This is a genomic window from Paenibacillus sp. JJ1683, from assembly GCF_053006485.1.
On sequence record NZ_CM129820.1, the window covers coordinates 1,915,655 to 1,933,280 of the forward strand.

Consider the following 17,626-nt stretch of genomic DNA (forward strand, 5'->3'; position numbering starts at 1 on the left):
TGAATATGCTTATGATTATTTTCAATTATACAGATGAAGATAAGGAGAGTACAATCATCTTATCCCAACGGATAGGAGAGAATGCATATGCCCTTTGTACGAGTAGGCTATATGGAGCAGCAATACACAGAGCAGGAGCTGCCTGGCATTAGCCGCTGTATCATGAATGCTTTGATTGAACATTTTCAGGTCCCGCCCAAGGATTATTTTCAGGTTTTTCATGCTCATAAGCAGAGCGAGTTTTATTATAGTTCCGATTATTTGAATGTACCCAGAACAGACAAGCTGCTCTATATCCAAATTACGATGGGATCGGGTAGAACTACGGAACAAAAAAAGAGTTTTTACCAAAGATTAGCCGAACTCATATCTATTAAATGCAAGATTAGACCGGAGGATGTATTTGTGACACTGGTAGAGACCGAATTAGAGGATTGGTCCTTTGGCAACGGACTTGCCCAGATGATATTATGAAGCATAAATTAATTAGATCGAGTGTTCGGGAAACGATAGGTGATTTTGCACCCGCTTTTGTAACCTATACGGAGGAGGTTCTTTTTGGAGATGTATGGAGAAGAAGTGAGCTATCTCTTAGGGAACGGAGTCTCATTACAGTTGCCGCTCTGGTAGCGGGGGAGCATGTGAATCAACTTCCTTATCATCTGAACCTGGCCAAGGAGAACGGGATTTCGGAGGAAGAATTGATTGAGGTCATTACACAGCTAGCCTTTTACGTAGGATGGCCGCGGGCAGCCTCAGCAGTTCAGGTTGCCAAAGACATATTTTGCAAAGAAAAAGAACGTTAAGCATCAACTTAAAAACTGCTGAGCACAGGGATTTCGAGTGTTTGGCGGTTTTTTGGCATGATTGTATTGTTATTCTGCTTTGAAAGCGGTATAGTAAGAGTAATTGAATGAGGGGCATAGTGTCCTTCGGGATTGTTACTGATAAGCAGGCGATACCCAAATAATGACTAATGGACTTAGTCGTTATTTGGTTTTTTTTGTTATTCCAACTTTGTTATTACATCAATGAGGTGAGCAGATAGATGATCATCCGGCAAATATTTAACAACAATGTCATTCGGGCCGAAAATCAGGTAGGTCATGAGTTTGTTGTCATAGGGAACGGTCTGGGTTTTAAAAAGAAAAATGGTCAAAGGGTCGATGAAGAAAAAATAGAAAAAACCTTTGTATTAAAGTCCGATAAAATTCCGCAAAAATTAATTGATCTCATTGGGGAGACATCTGTAGAGTATTTGAAGGTGGCGGATGAAATTGTAGGCAGCGCCAAAAAAGAAATGGGAGATATTTTTAGTGATAATATCTATATTTCATTGATTGACCATATTCAATTTGCCATCTCTCGATACAGAAAATCCGTGGGACTTAAAAATTCACTGTTATGGCAGATCAAAAAATTTTACAAAAAAGAATTTATGATAGGTATGAATGCATTGGACATCATTCATGCTCAATTTGGCATTCAAATGGATGAGCATGAAGCAAGCTTTATTGCCATGCATTTTGTTAATGCAAGACAAGACGGTCAGGGAATGAAACAAACGGTTGAGATTACAGAGGTCATTGATGACATTTTCAATATTGTAACCGATTACTATCAGATTACCCTGGATGAAACCTCATTTAATTATTCGCGATTTATTACACATTTGCAATACTTTGCCCAGCGCTTGCTGAGCAATGAACAAGAGCAATTAGCATCAGGGGATAACTTCTTGTATGACCAAGTCAAAGAAAAATACGAGAGGGCTTTTCAGTGCACCCAATTAATTAATCAATACTTGGAATTAAAGCATGAAAGTGCGATGTCGATTGACGAGAAAGTGTATTTGACGATTCATATACAGCGTGTAACCTCCAGAAATGATTTGGCTGATGCTTAGAAAAAAAAGCTTGCAAACGATTTCGGAGTGTTTTATAGTAGGCTCACAACTTAAATTTAAGGATTGTTACTGATAAGCAGGCGATACCTAAATGAATGGCAGTGATCATTTTTTATGATCATGCAGGCCTTTCGTTTAGGTATTTTTTTGTTTTCAGGCAATCTGCCCAAGAGGAGAATGAACATGGACCATAAGAAAATGGGCGAGGATATCGTACGTCTCGTTGGAGGAGAAGAAAATATCAATGGGCTTGTCCATTGTGCTACACGGCTCCGATTTGACCTGAAGGATTCACGAAAAGCTGAAAGAGAAGCGCTTGAGAAACACGAGGGAGTCATTACTGTTGTTGAAAGCGGAGGACAATTTCAAGTCGTGATTGGCAGCCATGTTGCCTATGTATATACGGAAATCATGAAAAACAGGGATTTTGGGTCAGACAACTCTGCGGCGAACGAATCCAGCGGAAAGAAGACATCAGTCATATCTACAATCTTTGAGGTTATTTCCGGCAGCTTCTTCCCGTTGATTCCGGCGATGGCAGGCTCGGGGATGCTGAAAGCCCTCTTGACGGTTTTGACCTTGCTGGGCTGGATGTCCGCAACAAGTGATACCTATCTGATCCTGTCTGCTGCCGGGAATGCTGTATTTTACTTCTTGCCGATTTTACTAGGGATTACGCTCGGTATAAAGCTAAAAGCGAATCCTTATGTAGCTGGTGTGATCGGTGCAGCGCTCCTGGAACCCAACTTTACGGGACTGATGGACAAAGGTTCTGATGTATCGTTTTTGGGAATACCGGTGGTCATGATGAACTACTCAGCGAGTGTTTTTCCGATATTCATATCTATCAGCATCTATGCGTTGGTAGACAAGTTTTTGAAGAAGATCATTCTTAAGGATTTGCAGCTGTTTTTAGTTCCGATGTTGGCTTTAATGATTATGGTTCCTTTATCTGCAATAGCATTCGGACCGTTTGGTACAACAGTAGGAGATTGGATTTCTTCGGGTGTGACATGGTTAATCGGTGTAAGCGGCATTTTGTCAGGGATTGTGCTTGGCGGTTTTATGACCTTTATGGTCGTCTTCGGACTTCACTGGGGCTTTACCCCGATCACGATTCAAAATATCGGTGTTGGCGGTGATCCGATTGAGGCTATGGCGGCTGCGGCTGTATTTGCTCAAATTGGTGTCGCATTCGGTATCTTCCTGAAGGCGAAAAAAGATAAAACACTTAGAACCCTTGCGGGTTCCACGAGTATTACAGGCTTGCTGGCGGGTGTAACAGAGCCGATTGTGTATGGTCTGGTGCTTCGCTTTAAACGAGTCATTCCAATTGTCATTATCGCAGGGGCTATAGGCGGTGCCATCAATGGACATTTTGGAGTGAAAATGACGGCTTATGTGTTTCACAACATTTTTGCGATTCCAGTCTATACGCCGACCTTGGTTTACGTGATTGCCATTGCATGCTCGTTCGCGGTAGCCACGGTGCTGACTCTTATTTTTGGGTATGAAAGCAAAGTGAAGGGGGAGACGGCAGCAACTGTTGAGGCCGTTAAGACGGAAGAACCTCTACCAGCTGTTACAGCAACTAAGGCTGTTGACATCAAGAAAGAAACGATATATAGCCCGATCACAGGCAAGACTACACCACTGAGCCAAGTGAATGATTCGGCATTTTCAACAGGGGCAATGGGAAAAGGCTTAGCCATTGAACCATCTGTCGGTGAGGTCGTAGCGCCTATTGATGGAGTTGTAACCTCGCTGTTCCCTACAGGACACGCCATCGGCTTGACTTCCAAGGCGGGTACGGAGATATTAATTCATATCGGAATTAACACCGTCGCGCTGAAAGGGAAGCATTTTAATCCGGTCGTTCAAGAGGGAGATATCGTAAAACAAGGGGACTTGTTAATCCAATTTGACAGAGAGCAGATTATAGAAGCAGGGTACGAAATCGTAACCCCTGTCATTGTCACACTGACGAAAAACAAAGTGGACGTATTTGAGACAAGTCAGGAGCAGATTCAAAAAAATGAAGTATTGCTAACTTTGGTGGTGTAATACAGGAAAGCTCATCCTCACGTACATGAATTGCGAAATCAGAAGGATATAACGATAACTGGAGGGACTATAGAATGAAACATAATCAATTGAAGGCATTTCCTGAAAACTTCTTCTGGGGAGGTTCAACTTCCGCCTATCAAGTAGAGGGTGCATGGGACGAAGATGGAAAAGGACCCTCTGTCATTGACATGGCTAACCACGTCGAAGGAGTCACTGATTTTAAGGTAACCAGTGATCATTACCATATGTTCAAAGAGGACGTAGCTCTGATGGCTGAAATGGGCTTTAAGGCGTATCGCTTCTCGATCGCTTGGACACGCATCTATCCACAAGGCGCGGGTGAAGTCAATCCGAAGGGAATTGCATTTTACAGCTCATTGATTGACGAATTAATTAAATATGGTATTGAACCCATTGTTACTATGTATCATTTTGATCTGCCCTATGCGCTTGAACAACAAGGCGGATGGTCCAAAAGGGAAACGATTGATGCCTTCGAGCAGTATGCCAAAACGTTGTTTGAGAACTTTGGGGACAGAGTCAAATACTGGCTAACCATTAACGAACAAAACATGCTGATTCTCCATCCTGGTTCTATTGGTACATTGGATACAAGTCTGGAAAATCCGCAAAAGGTACTGTATCAACAAAATCATCATATGTTAGTTGCGCAGGCGAAGGCAATGGTATTGTGCCATGACATGCTACCTAATGCGAAAATTGGACCAGCACCGAATATTGGGGTCATTTATCCAGCTAGTTCCAAACCGGAAGATACGCTGGCAGCTGACAACTATGCAGCTATTCGCAACTGGCTCTACCTGGATATGGCTGTATTTGGCCGCTACAACCACATTGCCTGGAGCTATTTGGTCGAGAAGGGCTATGAGCCTGTTATTGAAGAAGGGGATATGGATATATTAGCGAAAGGAAATCCAGATTTTATCGCCTTTAACTACTATACCTCCCAAACTGTAGGGGAAAGTTTGGATGATGGAAATGATTTTTCACATACAGGCGATCAGCATGAAATTGTGGGTGAACCCGGAGCATACCGAGGTTCCGTGAACCCCAACCTGCAAAAGACAGAGTTTGGTTGGGAGATTGATCCGGTCGGTTTTAGAACCACCTTACGCCAAATATATTCTCGCTACCACTTGCCTTTGATCGTGACAGAGAATGGCTTGGGTGCATTTGACAAGCTGGAAGAAGGCGATGTAGTAAACGATCCTTATCGTATTGACTTCTTCAACAAGCATATCGAGCAGATTCAATTGGCTATTACAGACGGCGTAGACGTATTCGGTTTCTGTCCGTGGTCTGCGATTGATCTTGTGAGTACCCATCAGGGCTCCAGTAAGCGTTACGGGTTTATCTATGTGGATCGTGAGGAATTTGATCTCAAAGATCTGCGCCGCATTCGTAAACAAAGCTTCTACTGGTATCAAAAGCTGATCGCTACAAATGGTGAAGTCCGTTAATTAATACAACCGTGCAAAAGCACCTCCTTGAAATGGATGTTACCATTTTGAGGAGGTGTTTCTATTATCCCTTTGCCCAGAAGCGTGATTATGTATTATATAATAGAAGAAACACAAACGGAAAGGACATCATTCATTGACCTTACAACAATTAAAATATGTCATCGAGGTTACCAATCGTGGCTCCATGAATGAGGCGGCGAAGCGGTTGTTCATTTCCCAGCCCAGTCTGTCGAACGCGATTCGCGATCTGGAGGAAGAAATTCATATCACTATTTTTGAGCGTACCAATAAAGGCATTTCTTTGTCCAAAGAAGGCGTGGAATTCCTCGGTTATGCACGTCAGGTCGTTGAGCAGGCGGAGCTGCTGGAAAATCGCTATCTGGATGCCAAGCCTTCACCACAGCATTTTGCTGTGTCCACGCAGCATTATGCTTTTGCAGTAAATGCATTCGTAAATCTGGTGAATCAATATGGACAGGATGAATATGAACTGGCTTTGCGGGAGACCAAAACCCATGAAATCATACAGGATGTCAAAAGCCTGCGCAGTGAGATCGGAATCCTGTATCTGAACGAATTTAACGCTAAGGTCATCAACAAGCTGCTAAAAGATGCAAATCTGCAATTCAACAGCCTGTTTACGGCCAAGCCGCACATTTTTATCAGTGCCAATAATCCGCTATCCCGGCAGTCTAGCGTGACCATTGACCAGCTTCATCCTTATCCATACCTGTCCTTTGAGCAAGGGGAGTACAATTCCTTTCACTTCTCCGAGGAAATTCTGAGTACGTTGTCGCATCCCAAAAGCATTCATGTTAATGACCGGGCGACCCTTTTTAATCTGCTTATTGGCTTGAACGGCTATACCATTTCTACTGGGGTAATTAGTGCGGATCTGAACGGTAACGAGATAATTTCCGTCCCTCTGGAGTGTGATGAGTCTATTAATGTAGGATGGATTTGCCATAAAAACGTCGCGCTCTCCAAGCTGGCTACTGTCTATGTAGAAGCGTTGCATGAGGCGATAGGGGAATAAAAAAGTTTGATATAGCCTTAGGCTATAACTAGCTATAGTTTATTGGAGTTACCTTATAGCTGAAAATGTATGTTATCTTTCTTACAACAACTTCACTACTGAAGCGAAAAAGGAGATAACCCTAATGAGCAGCATCCTTGACAATGCATCCCAACGTAAAGTGACCCCTTTCAGACATGACATGGTCGGCAGCTTTTTGCGCCCGCAAGCGATCAAAGACGCCAGAACTCAATTTCAAAATAATGAAATCTCTGCGGACGAGCTGAGAAAGATTGAAGATGAAGAAATTATCAAGCTGGTCGAAAAGCAAAAATCCGTAGGACTTCAAGCTGTGACGGATGGTGAATTCAGACGGTCCTGGTGGCATCTTGATTTTATGTGGGGACTGGACGGCGTGGAAAAGGTACAGCTTGCAAACGGCTACCAATTCCAAGGTGTGGAAACAAGAGCGGAAACCGCACGCTTGTCCGGTAAAATCGGACATTCTCATCATCCTTTCATTGAAGATTTCAAATTTCTGAAACAAGTGGCAGGAGAGGATGCCATTGCTCGTCAAACGATTCCGGCACCTGCGCAGTTCCTGGCTGAGCTGCTGCGCGGAGAAAATAAAGAAACAACCGATACGTATTACAGCAATCTGGATGAACTGGTGACGGACATTGCCAAAGCCTACAAATCTGTGATCCAAGCGCTGTATAATGAAGGCTGCCGCAGCCTGCAACTGGATGATTGCACATGGGGCATGCTCTGTGATAAAAACTATTGGCAAGCTAGACAGCATGCGGGTGAAAATGTGGAAGATACCAAAAAGCTATTCGCTCGCGTGAATCAGGAAGCCGTGAAGGATCTTCCAGCCGATTTGGTCGTTACAACCCACGTATGCCGTGGTAACTACCATTCCACCTGGGCATCTTCAGGCGGCTATGAGCCTGTAGCCGAAACCCTGTTCGGCATCGATAACATCGACGGCTACTATCTCGAATTCGATACCGACCGTGCGGGTGATTTTACACCGCTTAAGCATCTGAAAGATGAAAAACAGGTCGTATTGGGTCTCGTTTCCTCCAAAACAGGTGAACTGGAAGACAAACAGACGGTCATTAACCGCATTAAGGAAGCGACTCAATTCGTGGACATTAACCACATCTGCCTCAGCCCACAATGCGGCTTTGCTTCGACAGAAGAAGGTAATATTCTGACCGAAGAGCAGCAATGGAAAAAGCTTGCTTTCATAAAAGAGATTGCGGACGAAATTTGGAAGTAAGGGTTTAGTTTAGAGGAATTGAATTGGAGAGAATCTAATTACTAAAACACGCCACTTGAGGGCGTGTTTTTTATTTGAAAACCTACCTACAGCACCTATAAAATATGCACTATTCACTAGTAATAATCCAAACGTTTTAATCACCACCACATTAGAAAGACAAAATCCTTATAGAATTTCTATAAAACTGACGAGTTGCGCACAGCATAAGCTGACACTGGAGCAGGAGAATGAGCGCAAACGGAAATTAATGACGTGTTGATTGAATGTGTGTATGTTAAATCTGATGGGAAGGGATAGCAAGTTATTGTTTTAGTGTTGGAAAAACTAGAAATTGCCCCAATTTGCGGTGATTTTACGGTGACTATTATGGGTTTAAATGGTAGAGTGAATATATTAAGTTAAAACATGGGCAGCCAATAAAGATAGGTGGGGTGGGCATGCAAATTTCTTTTTACAATGAATATTTAAATCTAGAGCAAGATGGTAGGGAGATTTATTTAATATACAATAGTCTATCTAATGGTTTCGGTGAGATTCAAAAAGAATTGTACAATGCCTTCATTACAAATGATGTATCTTACCTTGCAAAATGTGAAGAAATTGATCATTTGATTCGGGGACAGTTTGTATACCAAGAACCAATCAATGAATTAGAACAAATGGAACAGCGTTTCACTGCGATCCGAAACCAGGAAGACAGGTTAAGTCTAACGATTCTTCCTACATTTAATTGTAACTTTAGATGCTATTACTGTTATGAGAAGCTAACCGAGAAATCAGGTAATCATGCTTTTACAGATAAAATACAGAAGGACATCCTTTTATATGTACAACAATCCATGGAGGCTTCACATTTAAAACATGTTTCTGTGAATTGGACAGGCGGAGAACCATTGCTTGAATTTAAAAAGGTAACAGCAATGATGGAAAAAATGAACGAATTGGCAATAGAAAACCAAGTTGAAATCGTGCATAACATGGTGAGTAATGGATATTTGCTGACGAGGAAACGAGCTCAAGTATTAAAGGACCTGCGTTTGAGAAAAATTCAAATTACTCTGGATGGTAGCCAAAAAAATCACGATCAACGGAGAGTATTAGCTAACCAGCAAGGAACATTTGATCAAATAATAAATAATATTAGAGATTCATGTGATCTAATTCACATAACTGTACGTTCTAACGTAGACCATAGTAATGTAGAGTCATTTGACGAATATATAGAGTACTTGGGAAAACAAGATTTTAAGCACAAGATGGATATTTATTTCTCTCCTACGACGGACTACGATACAGGAGGATGTTCAAGTAGTGGTGGTTGTTTTGCGAATAAGGAATTTTCGAGAATTATTTTGGAATTGTATAGTAAGGCGTTGAAAAATGGTCTTCACATATCCTACTATCCTAAATATGAACCAGTGATTTGTGCTGCAATTTCAAAGAATACGATGGTTATACAGCCGGATGGTTGGATACAGAAGTGTTGGGACACTGTAGGGAATCCTAATCACGTAATTGGGCACATAAGTGACTTCACCAACACAAAAGGAGATGACGGAAAATGGATGGGGTTTTCTCCTTATACTGTTCCCAAATGTCGAAATTGTTCTGTTCTACCTTTATGTGGCGGAGGATGTGCACAGCAATCGTTTGAGAGTGCAGACAAACAGCCGATCTGCTGTGAATACAAATATAATCTAAAGGAGATGTTGGAATTTAATTTTCAACAACTTAGTATGTAAACGCTAACTTTATAGGCATCACTTCTATTCTTATGAAAGGAGGTGAGAAAAATGCGTTGGATTGTTGAACCTCAAGCTGTTCAAAACTCTGTTGAGCCTAACTGGTGTCTTGTACGTAACAGTAATGGTTGTGTGCTCCACTTTTAAGGCATCATTATACTTCGTCGCCGTCTGTTCAGTTATTGGACAGACGGTTATCTTTCTCTATCGAGTCACGCTTAAAGATGTATAAAATATGGGGGTTAGAATATGAATACCATATTAATTATAGATCATGTACGCTGTTCAGGAGAGTCTATTCAAACATGGATTGAAAATGAGGGCCAAGTGGATGTAATGCTTGTACATTCTATTGCACAGGCGCTCGAAAAGCTTAAAGTACATAGCATTGATCTTTTTATTTACATCGGGCACAAATCGCTGTCTGAAGAGGTGAAATGCATTCAGTTGCTCCCTCAAATTCCTATATTATATATCGGAATAATTAATGGTTATCCAGCATTAGACAGACTTTTACATAATGGCGTCACAGCAATATTAAAACAAGAATCATCACCCGAACAGATACTTAGAGCTGTCCATTCCGTACTGAATGGAATGGCAGTTCTTCCAGTACATTTACTTCATCAATTGCACCATCGGGAAGGAATGAAGGATTATGTGCTGCTTAATAGGAAGGAACGCTCGATTTTAGAATGGATTGCAGAGGGAAAAAGCAACAAGGAGCTTGCCACAATTTTTTGCGTAAGCCAGAGAACAATCGAATATTATCTAACAAATATATACAATAAATTCAAAGTTAGTTCTAGATGTGAGGCAGTTATTGCAGCTAAGGATAGAGGAATCATTAATGTATAGAAAACCGCTTTGTCGCCTACTAAAAGCACCTTTAGCCACTGAGTATAGCGAAGAGTTAATCATATGGATGGGGGTTATAGAATGAAATTATTTGTGCTGAAATATAAAAGTCAATTAATATTACTCATTCTATTAATTATAGTATCAAGTTTGACAAATATGTATATGGCATTTATATCTAGGGGGCTAGTAGATGTTGCTACGTCAGGACAAGGACGGGGCTTTGCAGTAAAGGTATTATGGGCTGTTGGTTTTATTATTGCAAGCACTGCATTTAGATTTTTTGCGTTATTAACATATTCTTCTTATATCAGAAAGACAATGATTTATTTGAAGGAGGTAGTTTTTTGTCATATAATTGGAAAAAGTTTGATGCAGTTTTCTGCGCGTAATAGTGCCCAATACATATCTCTCTTTAATAATGATCTCAAGATTATTGAAGATGATTATTTTAAAAATATATTTAATTTCATTGGTATCGTCATTTCATTTACAGCTTCTTTAATTGCGTTATTTCTCCTTAGTCCTACTATCATGGTAGCGCTACTGTTACTTACCTTTTTATCCATGTTCATACCACGCCTTTTTGAGCAAAAACTGATACATGGAAAAAGCAAAGTCGTAGACTCTCTGGGAAAATTCACAGTTAAGATGAATGACATGTACTCCGGATTTGCAATCGTTAAAAGTTTTGGCATTGAAAAACATATGATTGGACAATATGATGTTATCAATACAGAAGTAGAAAACAACAAATATAAGTTTGCTAAATTGAGCGCCGGGGTTAACTCTCTCAGCGATTTGTTCGGCGGATTTATGTTTATTTCAGTATTTATTATCGGGAGTTTTCTCACCATACAAAATTCTATCACACTGGGGACGATGATTGCTTGTGTCCAATTAACTAATAGTGTAGTAAATCCAATTCAGATGAGTATTCAGTATATTGCTCAAATCCGCTCATTACGTGACATTTCAATGAAAATTATGGATATATTGCAAACAGAAACTCACGACACGAAATATATCCGTAAGGCAACAATTGAAAATGAAATTTTATTTAGAGACGTATCCTTCGGGTATAATAAAGAGGGGCATGATCTTCATCATTTAAATATGCGACTAGAGAAAGGCAAGAAGTATGCTTTGGTAGGAACGAGCGGGTCGGGAAAATCAACGATACTTAAGCTCCTTATGAAGCAGTACGAGACATACGAGGGTACAATTAGTGTGGATGATGTAAATTTAAAAGAAGTATCTGCTGAAAATTGGTGTCGACTACAATCGGTATTACAGCAGGATGTTTTCCTATTCGACGCAAGTATACAAGATAATATTACATTGTATGAACCTTATGAAGAAAACGAAATGGATGATGTCATCTTTCAATCTGGTTTGAATGCGCTTATTACTAGACTTCCGAAAGGAGTTGAAACACAAGTAGGAGAAAACGGAAGTGTACTATCTGGGGGAGAAAAGCAAAGAATAGCTATTGCCAGAACATTGATGCGTCATGCGCCTCTGGTGCTAATGGATGAGCCAACATCTGCGCTTGATGCCGAGACGGCATATGAGATTGAAGAAATGGTAATAAATTTGGAAAACACACTTTGTGTCATTGTGACCCATAGATTGTCAAAATACATATTGGAACAGTATGATCTCATCTATATGTTTGACAATGGAATTATTGTCGAGCAAGGAACATTTAAAGAACTCATGGAAAAGAAGGAACGTTTCTACACTATGTATGCAAGAACAGGAGAGGCGGAGATGACAGGAGAATTTAAAGATTTAAGCTTGGCTCATAGTCAAAGTAATGCCTGAAAATACAATTTTTAGGCAACGTCATTATAGCCCTTTCTCCATCTTAACATACGTGGAGTGCGTGGTAGTAATATTCGGTCTCTCATCATATTGGAGTGTGGAAAGAACCATAGTCGAAAACCCACCTGCATTGAAGAAACAGGTGGGCTTATTTGATTTTCATAAATTTGAAAATTCTTTTAATTTGTAATCTCCCGTATCACATTCCTCGCCAAGCGTACTTTCTCTGGACTCGATTTTTGAAGTATATTTACGATTTCTTGTATACCCTCTTCATGCTTCGTAACCTTAATATCCTCATTTACATAAGCGAACAGCTGAATCAAACTAACATCCAGTGCATCAGCAATTTTAGTTATGTTTATTAAAGATACGTTTTTTTCTCCAAGCGACTCCTGAGACAATCCTTTTTCTTTTCGCAAAGCCTGTATTCTGGCACCCCTAGTTTGAGAACTTCTTTGTCTTCCATCGTCTACACCTCACTATTTTAAAAGTGAAGACAAGAAATCTAAATGAAAACATTGGTCCATGGCAAATAAACTTGCCGATTCGCCCGGTCGTTATCCGCTTTTCTACATACGATAAGAGTAAGCTTTAACGCAAGGAGGGATTTAGATATGGGTGAAGTAGGTTACGGTGGAGCATGGACATCCACAGGCGCGATTTTGGTATTGTTCATTTTGCTGGTGATTATCACCAAATCTTTTCTGATCTAACAGCAGGTTCAGATTTTCTAAAATTCACAAAGCGGCCCTTTTTCACGACAGCGTGAGGGAGGGCTTTTTTAATGCAGAATGGATGGTAGCCCTAGTATGTTGTCTGGCCCTGCAAGCATTGTTATACTTTACATACAGGGATATTTTCCCTCAAGTGTATAGCAATTTGGATAGCGGAAGACGTGAGAAAACGGAAATTCGCTGACCATGATCAGGAGGATCGCATGATGAACATGGCAGGTAGTCCATTTCAATTTACGACAGACACGGCGACTCTTTGCCTATTTGATACGCAAGCTCTGAAGCATCGCTTGAACGATGAGCCTGATTGGTGGTCCATCGAAGAGGACGAGCTAGGGGAGTTAAATGCGGGAAACGCTGCTTTTTTGAATCTGGGAGCGGACGGGACGTATGAGGTTGTGATAGCAGATCATATCGAGCAGCCGACGGTGCGGCTGTTTTTGAAGGTACCCTCAGGAAACATATTTATTGGTGCAGGAGAGGAAGCCACAGGTGGTGAGTTGGAACCTGATTGTGTATGGGGAGGGTCATTCCTGTCTGTGCAACCCGGACTTTATGAATGCTTGGCCAGCAGAGAAAATAACCGTATATACCTTTCTTTAAAAAAAGGGAGCGAAGGCAGCAACAGCTTTTCCAGTCTGATTCGATTGTAGATTGTAGGATCAAACTGTAACGGATCAGGCAAGCCGCTTCAACACAGGGAATCTATAATAACCGTGACTGGGAAAATGAAAAAGGCTATCCCCACGGCTTGTATATCCGTGAGAACAGCGCTTTATTCGTCTATTGATACTTTACAATAATGGCGTTGCTGATTTGGCGGCCGGGTGTGGTGAGGTAAGAGCCGTTGTAGTACAGTCCGCTGGAAGCACCGCCATCCAGATTCATAGCCTGATAAGCACCAGCCTGCTTCATCATTTGGGCGAGCTGCGGAATAGTCGCTCCGCTTGTGGTCAGGAGGATCAGCTTATGATCCCTAGTAATTCCAAGTGCGCTACGGGCGCCGCCGCCTGTTAATATTTTAGGGTCCTTGAAGCCTTCGGCTTTGACATTCAGGGAAACCTGGCCGTTCGTGACCAGACGAGGTCCAGCTTGAAGAGCACCTTCGACGCTACCTTGGGTTAACCGTTGTTCAAAGGCAGAGCCCGACACGAGCTCAGCTAAATGGTTAGCATCGTAGGTGAAGACAGTGCGTTGATCGCCGGAGCTTTTTTTCAACATCTTGCCATGGCTGACCAGATAGCCGTAAGGTGTCTTGTAGGAGCTTTTGGTATAGGCGTCAAAGAATGTGCCATTAATGGCTACAACCGCTTGATTGCGTTTGGCGAGACTGCTTAAGTTTTCCACTTTACCAATGGTATTCCCCGCCAGTGCTACGTCCAAACTCACCTTGGGATGGAGCATGGAGATGGTGACTACCTTAGCGGAAAAGGTACGAGACCCAACCTTGAAGCTTTTATGAGCTGTCGTGATGGGGGAAGTATTTCCGGGTAGCTTGCCGGTAAGTACCGGAAGCGTAACAGACGTTGTACCTTGCGTAATACGCACAGCTGAGTTTTCTTTTAGCCATAAGACTTGCAGGTTTAGATGTTGGCTGATGAACTGTAAGGGTACATAGGTAGTGCCGTTATCGGTAAAAGGTGCATTTTGCATACGAACTGTTTGGTCATTTACTTTAGCAGCAGCTTGTCCCGTAAATAATGTAAGCCGGGTATTGCCTTGCGCAATTTCTATTTTTTTGTCTGCTGGGTTCAGGTTGAGTGTGATCCCTTCATAGCTGTTTAGGAGGCGAAGCGGGATGAAGGAGTGGTTACTCTGATCCACATAAACCAGCATAGGTGTTGGTGCAGCAGCGTAGATCGGGGTTACAAGTAAGAGCATAGACAGAATAATAAGTGCGGTGATTCTTTTCATGAATAGATCAATCTCCTTATGTAGTCTTAACTATTGACAAGGTGCTTGTACTTATATCGGGTTTTATGAGTTATAAATGTATGTTACGCGAATTTTGAGTGTTTGGATGATACAGAAACGGGGTGGCTGGAGATGAGCAGGTATGAGACAAGACTTGAGGATTACCGTCGCAGGGAGCGCCCTTCTTATCGTGTATTTGAAGGATTGCAGGAATTGGTGCGCAGCGTGGGGCAACTTCATAATAACTGGTTATATGTGAATGTGGATCAATGGGATCAGGACCCTGTTCAAACACCGATTTATTATTTGGATGAGCATTGGCTGGAGGAATGTGCAGAGGACGGTACAGCCGCAACCAACGAACAGGACGAGTATATTCCCCTATGGATATCAGATCGTCAGGTTCAAACTTGGTTTGAGCTGGCCACCTTTGAAAGTATTGTAGAAGTTCTTAAGGCTGCTAGACAGCCAGTGACGATTCAGATGGTGATTGTGGCGGTCAAATATTACGAACAGCACGATGCCTACCTGGATTATGAGGAGGTAAAAGCAGTGACAGACCTGTGGTCTGTGTTGACGAAGGTGAGAAACCACCTAACAGAATGAATAAAGCCTGTAGAACAAACCGGGGATACATAGACGACTGGGATGGGGGAGCAGAATGAGCTGGTTGAATCATGAATTGGCAGCACAGTGGCGACAGGAAGGCAAAAGGTATGCCGCAGATGTGAACGAATTTGTCAGAATCGGTATGGAAAGCCAGTGGCAGCAGGAGCAACCAGAGCCAAAGCAGGACGAACGCTCTAAGCTGGCCAAAGATATTTTTCGTATGATTCAGGAAGCGAATCAGGCAGGGGAAACAGAGCAGTTACGTCGGGAAATTCCGGCTGCATCCTGGCCGCTTACACCAGCGTTTGAAGAGGCCTTGCAAGCCGTTAGACCGATGGCATTTATGAATGGAAGCAACGAGGTTATTCTGCATGCAGGCAATCCTCGGGAACGTGGCAAGATCTATGTTACAGGGAAAGATGGAATCAGGCAAATCCCCGGAATGCATCGTGTAGGTTGTTCGCCGGACGAGAGTTATTTTGCGCTGGTGGACGGACAAGGGATTCGGATTATTCGTCACCCGGATCAGAACCTGGAAGGCGAAGAGACAGCGCATTTTCAATGGACGGATATACGTGTCCGCTTAAAAGCATCTATTCCTGACTTGGAATGCTTGGCGGATGAGGAACACCCTGAGGATATATTAGATGAAGTGATTCCGTTTGGCGATGGACAGCGCCTGTTGCTGGTTTGCGGTTACGGTGTTTATTTGCTGGCTGGTGATCAGGTGGATTTGATCCATCCCAAGGCGTCTGAACGAAGAGAATTGGGGCTGGAAGACACGATTGTGGATATGGCGCATGGAGCTGTGTCGAAGGATGGACGCTGGATCGCTTATGGAAGCCAGATGAGTGAGCATTTGCTCATGGACTTAACCGATAAGACGGTGCATACATGGGAGCCGAGCTCCAGCTATCCGCATTATGCTCTATTTTCCAAAGATGGTCTGGATGTCTGGTACAATGCCTGTCATTTCTACAACGGTGCCACCATTCAGGTGCCGATTGCCGAAGTGGAGCAGGGACTTGCTCAGAATACGGAAGAATGGCCGATAATAAATGAAGAAATGCGAGTATACGCTGCAGTAGCGCTGACGCAAGGAGCTATTCTAGGTGATGCCTACGGATATCTCCGTCTTATGGATCGAGAGGGACGTGAACTTTGGCGCTATTTTGTCGGAAGTACGATATCTGGACTGGCAGTTACATCTGATGAAGGCATGTTGGCGGTTGGAACGTATGGCGGTATGCTTCATTTGATTGATTTGCAGCATGGTACCAAGGATGAATATACCATTGGCACTGCTCCAATTCACGAGATAGAGCGTTGGTTGCTCTGGCGTAACTATGAGCCATTGCGCTGGTAATACTAATATTCCGCAAATGGTGAAAAAAGCAAGTTCTGATAAGCTGAACATAAAAAGTATAGTGGCATATGATTGCAATGCTATTCTCATATAGAGACGCATGAGGCATACATCTATGATGCAAAATGCGAATAAAAAGGAAAGAGGTGTGAGGACATGGACAAGAAAGCGGATATTCGCACATCCATGAAGGAGTTATTTGCACAGATGGATGAAGCCTTTTTTATGGATGTGGAAGAAAATGTACCGTTCGAAATGCGTGATGGGAACGTCGATGAGGAGGGATGGATCAAGTGGAAGCCCCTTCCTTCACAGATTACAGAACAGGAAGTTCGGGAGATGGAAGAAAAATACCATTTTGAACTGCCGCCTCTGCTGAGGAATTTTATCATGTCCTACCATTATGTATCTTTACAATTCGATAATGAATCTATTCCGGGAGTATACTGGAGCGATTGTACGTTTGTAGAGTTTCCACGTCTGCCAGCAGGTCAAGGCTTAAAGGCATTTTATGATTTGATCGATCAATGGTCACCTTTGCTGTCAGCAGGCTATATTCCATTTGCAATTGCAGAAGACGATCAAGGCCCTGTATGTTTAAATGTAGGCAGCAGACATAAGGACGGCGATTATCCTATTGTCTGGTTCTTTCACGAGGATCTCCGGCATTTGGATGAGGATGAGCTACAGATTAGGAGTAACCTGCTTCCCCATGTGCAGGGGCTGTTTCCATCCACTGTCGAAATGTTTAACGTTATGTTTAAGCAAATCGGGCACTAACGATTCCCTGAAATGGAATTTTACTGTGCAGAT

At 42.4% G+C, this 17,626-nt stretch carries 16 protein-coding genes and 1 pseudogene; 15 read left to right on the top strand and 2 right to left on the bottom strand.

The window, feature by feature from the left end; translation table 11 throughout:
- The first annotated feature begins 87 nt into the window (after positions 1-87).
- From ACUC6J_RS08340 to ACUC6J_RS08385, 10 genes are all read left to right on the top strand, one after another.
- The gene (locus ACUC6J_RS08340) at positions 88-474 is read left to right on the top strand and encodes a tautomerase family protein (RefSeq protein WP_044785458.1); all 387 of its coding nucleotides are present in this window, start codon (positions 88-90) and stop codon (positions 472-474) included.
- Positions 471-806 (top strand): carboxymuconolactone decarboxylase family protein, encoded by a 336-nt coding sequence (locus tag ACUC6J_RS08345; RefSeq protein WP_016819660.1) that lies wholly within the window; start codon positions 471-473, stop codon positions 804-806. Before ACUC6J_RS08340 ends, ACUC6J_RS08345 begins: the two co-directional genes overlap by 4 nt.
- 242 nt (positions 807-1,048) lie before the next feature.
- Positions 1,049-1,906 carry a BglG family transcription antiterminator LicT gene (gene licT / locus ACUC6J_RS08350; RefSeq protein WP_019686863.1) on the top strand — a complete coding sequence of 286 codons (858 nt, stop codon included), beginning with the start codon at positions 1,049-1,051 and terminating at the stop codon, positions 1,904-1,906.
- A gap of 183 nt (positions 1,907-2,089) precedes the next feature.
- Positions 2,090-3,970, top strand: a complete 1,881-nt coding sequence (locus ACUC6J_RS08355; RefSeq protein ID WP_447250056.1) for a beta-glucoside-specific PTS transporter subunit IIABC — start codon at positions 2,090-2,092, stop codon at positions 3,968-3,970.
- Positions 3,971-4,044: 74 nt separating this feature from the next.
- Positions 4,045-5,454 (top strand): glycoside hydrolase family 1 protein, encoded by a 1,410-nt coding sequence (locus tag ACUC6J_RS08360; RefSeq protein WP_025364529.1) that lies wholly within the window; start codon positions 4,045-4,047, stop codon positions 5,452-5,454.
- A gap of 136 nt (positions 5,455-5,590) precedes the next feature.
- Complete coding sequence (locus ACUC6J_RS08365; RefSeq protein ID WP_016819664.1) at positions 5,591-6,493, top strand: LysR family transcriptional regulator; 903 nt, start codon at positions 5,591-5,593, stop codon at positions 6,491-6,493.
- A gap of 124 nt (positions 6,494-6,617) precedes the next feature.
- Positions 6,618-7,757, top strand: coding sequence for a 5-methyltetrahydropteroyltriglutamate--homocysteine S-methyltransferase (locus ACUC6J_RS08370; protein WP_017425888.1), 1,140 nt, complete (start codon positions 6,618-6,620; stop codon positions 7,755-7,757).
- 440 nt (positions 7,758-8,197) lie between these two features.
- Complete coding sequence (locus ACUC6J_RS08375) at positions 8,198-9,502, top strand: radical SAM protein (RefSeq protein WP_447250057.1); 1,305 nt, start codon at positions 8,198-8,200, stop codon at positions 9,500-9,502.
- 249 nt (positions 9,503-9,751) lie between these two features.
- A complete protein-coding gene (locus ACUC6J_RS08380) occupies positions 9,752-10,360 on the top strand; it encodes a helix-turn-helix transcriptional regulator (RefSeq protein ID WP_340864510.1) in 609 nt (202 codons plus the stop codon).
- An 81-nt stretch (positions 10,361-10,441) separates the two neighbouring features.
- A complete protein-coding gene (locus ACUC6J_RS08385; RefSeq protein WP_447250058.1) occupies positions 10,442-12,187 on the top strand; it encodes an ABC transporter ATP-binding protein in 1,746 nt (581 codons plus the stop codon).
- A gap of 179 nt (positions 12,188-12,366) precedes the next feature.
- On the opposite strand, the pseudogene ACUC6J_RS08390 reads toward ACUC6J_RS08385, so the two are convergent.
- A pseudogene (locus tag ACUC6J_RS08390) lies at positions 12,367-12,656 on the bottom strand (helix-turn-helix domain-containing protein).
- A 148-nt stretch (positions 12,657-12,804) separates the two neighbouring features.
- On the opposite strand from ACUC6J_RS08390, the gene ACUC6J_RS08395 reads away from it, so the two are divergent.
- Positions 12,805-12,903, top strand: coding sequence for a hypothetical protein (locus tag ACUC6J_RS08395; protein WP_014599622.1), 99 nt, complete (start codon positions 12,805-12,807; stop codon positions 12,901-12,903).
- 224 nt (positions 12,904-13,127) lie between these two features.
- The gene (locus ACUC6J_RS08400; RefSeq protein WP_447250059.1) at positions 13,128-13,577 is read left to right on the top strand and encodes a DUF6386 family protein; all 450 of its coding nucleotides are present in this window, start codon (positions 13,128-13,130) and stop codon (positions 13,575-13,577) included.
- Positions 13,578-13,707: 130 nt separating this feature from the next.
- On the opposite strand, the gene ACUC6J_RS08405 is transcribed toward ACUC6J_RS08400, so the two are convergent.
- Complete coding sequence (locus tag ACUC6J_RS08405; RefSeq protein ID WP_447250060.1) at positions 13,708-14,838, bottom strand: phosphodiester glycosidase family protein; 1,131 nt, start codon at positions 14,836-14,838, stop codon at positions 13,708-13,710.
- A gap of 132 nt (positions 14,839-14,970) precedes the next feature.
- Between ACUC6J_RS08405 and ACUC6J_RS08410 the strand changes: the two genes are divergently transcribed.
- From ACUC6J_RS08410 to ACUC6J_RS08420, 3 genes are all read left to right on the top strand, one after another.
- Entirely contained in the window at positions 14,971-15,444 is a 474-nt protein-coding gene (locus ACUC6J_RS08410; RefSeq protein WP_029514331.1) for a DUF7716 domain-containing protein, read from the top strand.
- Between the two features lie 55 nt (positions 15,445-15,499).
- Complete coding sequence (locus ACUC6J_RS08415; RefSeq protein ID WP_025364537.1) at positions 15,500-16,813, top strand: PQQ-binding-like beta-propeller repeat protein; 1,314 nt, start codon at positions 15,500-15,502, stop codon at positions 16,811-16,813.
- Positions 16,814-16,969: 156 nt separating this feature from the next.
- Positions 16,970-17,593 (top strand): SMI1/KNR4 family protein, encoded by a 624-nt coding sequence (locus ACUC6J_RS08420; protein WP_045243918.1) that lies wholly within the window; start codon positions 16,970-16,972, stop codon positions 17,591-17,593.
- The last annotated feature ends 33 nt before the right edge of the window (positions 17,594-17,626 follow it).

Excerpts from the sequence above, each read along its gene's own strand:
- ACUC6J_RS08340 (WP_044785458.1), top strand. The coding sequence starts at position 88 with ATGCCCTTTGTACGAGTAGGCTATATGGAGCAGCAATACACAGAGCAG.
- ACUC6J_RS08345 (WP_016819660.1), top strand. The coding sequence starts at position 471 with ATGAAGCATAAATTAATTAGATCGAGTGTTCGGGAAACGATAGGTGAT.
- licT (WP_019686863.1), top strand. The coding sequence starts at position 1,049 with ATGATCATCCGGCAAATATTTAACAACAATGTCATTCGGGCCGAAAAT.
- ACUC6J_RS08355 (WP_447250056.1), top strand. The coding sequence starts at position 2,090 with ATGGACCATAAGAAAATGGGCGAGGATATCGTACGTCTCGTTGGAGGA.
- ACUC6J_RS08360 (WP_025364529.1), top strand. The coding sequence starts at position 4,045 with ATGAAACATAATCAATTGAAGGCATTTCCTGAAAACTTCTTCTGGGGA.
- ACUC6J_RS08370 (WP_017425888.1), top strand. The coding sequence starts at position 6,618 with ATGAGCAGCATCCTTGACAATGCATCCCAACGTAAAGTGACCCCTTTC.
- ACUC6J_RS08375 (WP_447250057.1), top strand. The coding sequence starts at position 8,198 with ATGCAAATTTCTTTTTACAATGAATATTTAAATCTAGAGCAAGATGGT.
- ACUC6J_RS08380 (WP_340864510.1), top strand. The coding sequence starts at position 9,752 with ATGAATACCATATTAATTATAGATCATGTACGCTGTTCAGGAGAGTCT.
- ACUC6J_RS08385 (WP_447250058.1), top strand. The coding sequence starts at position 10,442 with ATGAAATTATTTGTGCTGAAATATAAAAGTCAATTAATATTACTCATT.
- ACUC6J_RS08395 (WP_014599622.1), top strand. The coding sequence starts at position 12,805 with ATGGGTGAAGTAGGTTACGGTGGAGCATGGACATCCACAGGCGCGATT.
- ACUC6J_RS08400 (WP_447250059.1), top strand. The coding sequence starts at position 13,128 with ATGATGAACATGGCAGGTAGTCCATTTCAATTTACGACAGACACGGCG.
- ACUC6J_RS08405 (WP_447250060.1), bottom strand. The coding sequence starts at position 14,838 with ATGAAAAGAATCACCGCACTTATTATTCTGTCTATGCTCTTACTTGTA.
- ACUC6J_RS08410 (WP_029514331.1), top strand. The coding sequence starts at position 14,971 with ATGAGCAGGTATGAGACAAGACTTGAGGATTACCGTCGCAGGGAGCGC.
- ACUC6J_RS08415 (WP_025364537.1), top strand. The coding sequence starts at position 15,500 with ATGAGCTGGTTGAATCATGAATTGGCAGCACAGTGGCGACAGGAAGGC.
- ACUC6J_RS08420 (WP_045243918.1), top strand. The coding sequence starts at position 16,970 with ATGGACAAGAAAGCGGATATTCGCACATCCATGAAGGAGTTATTTGCA.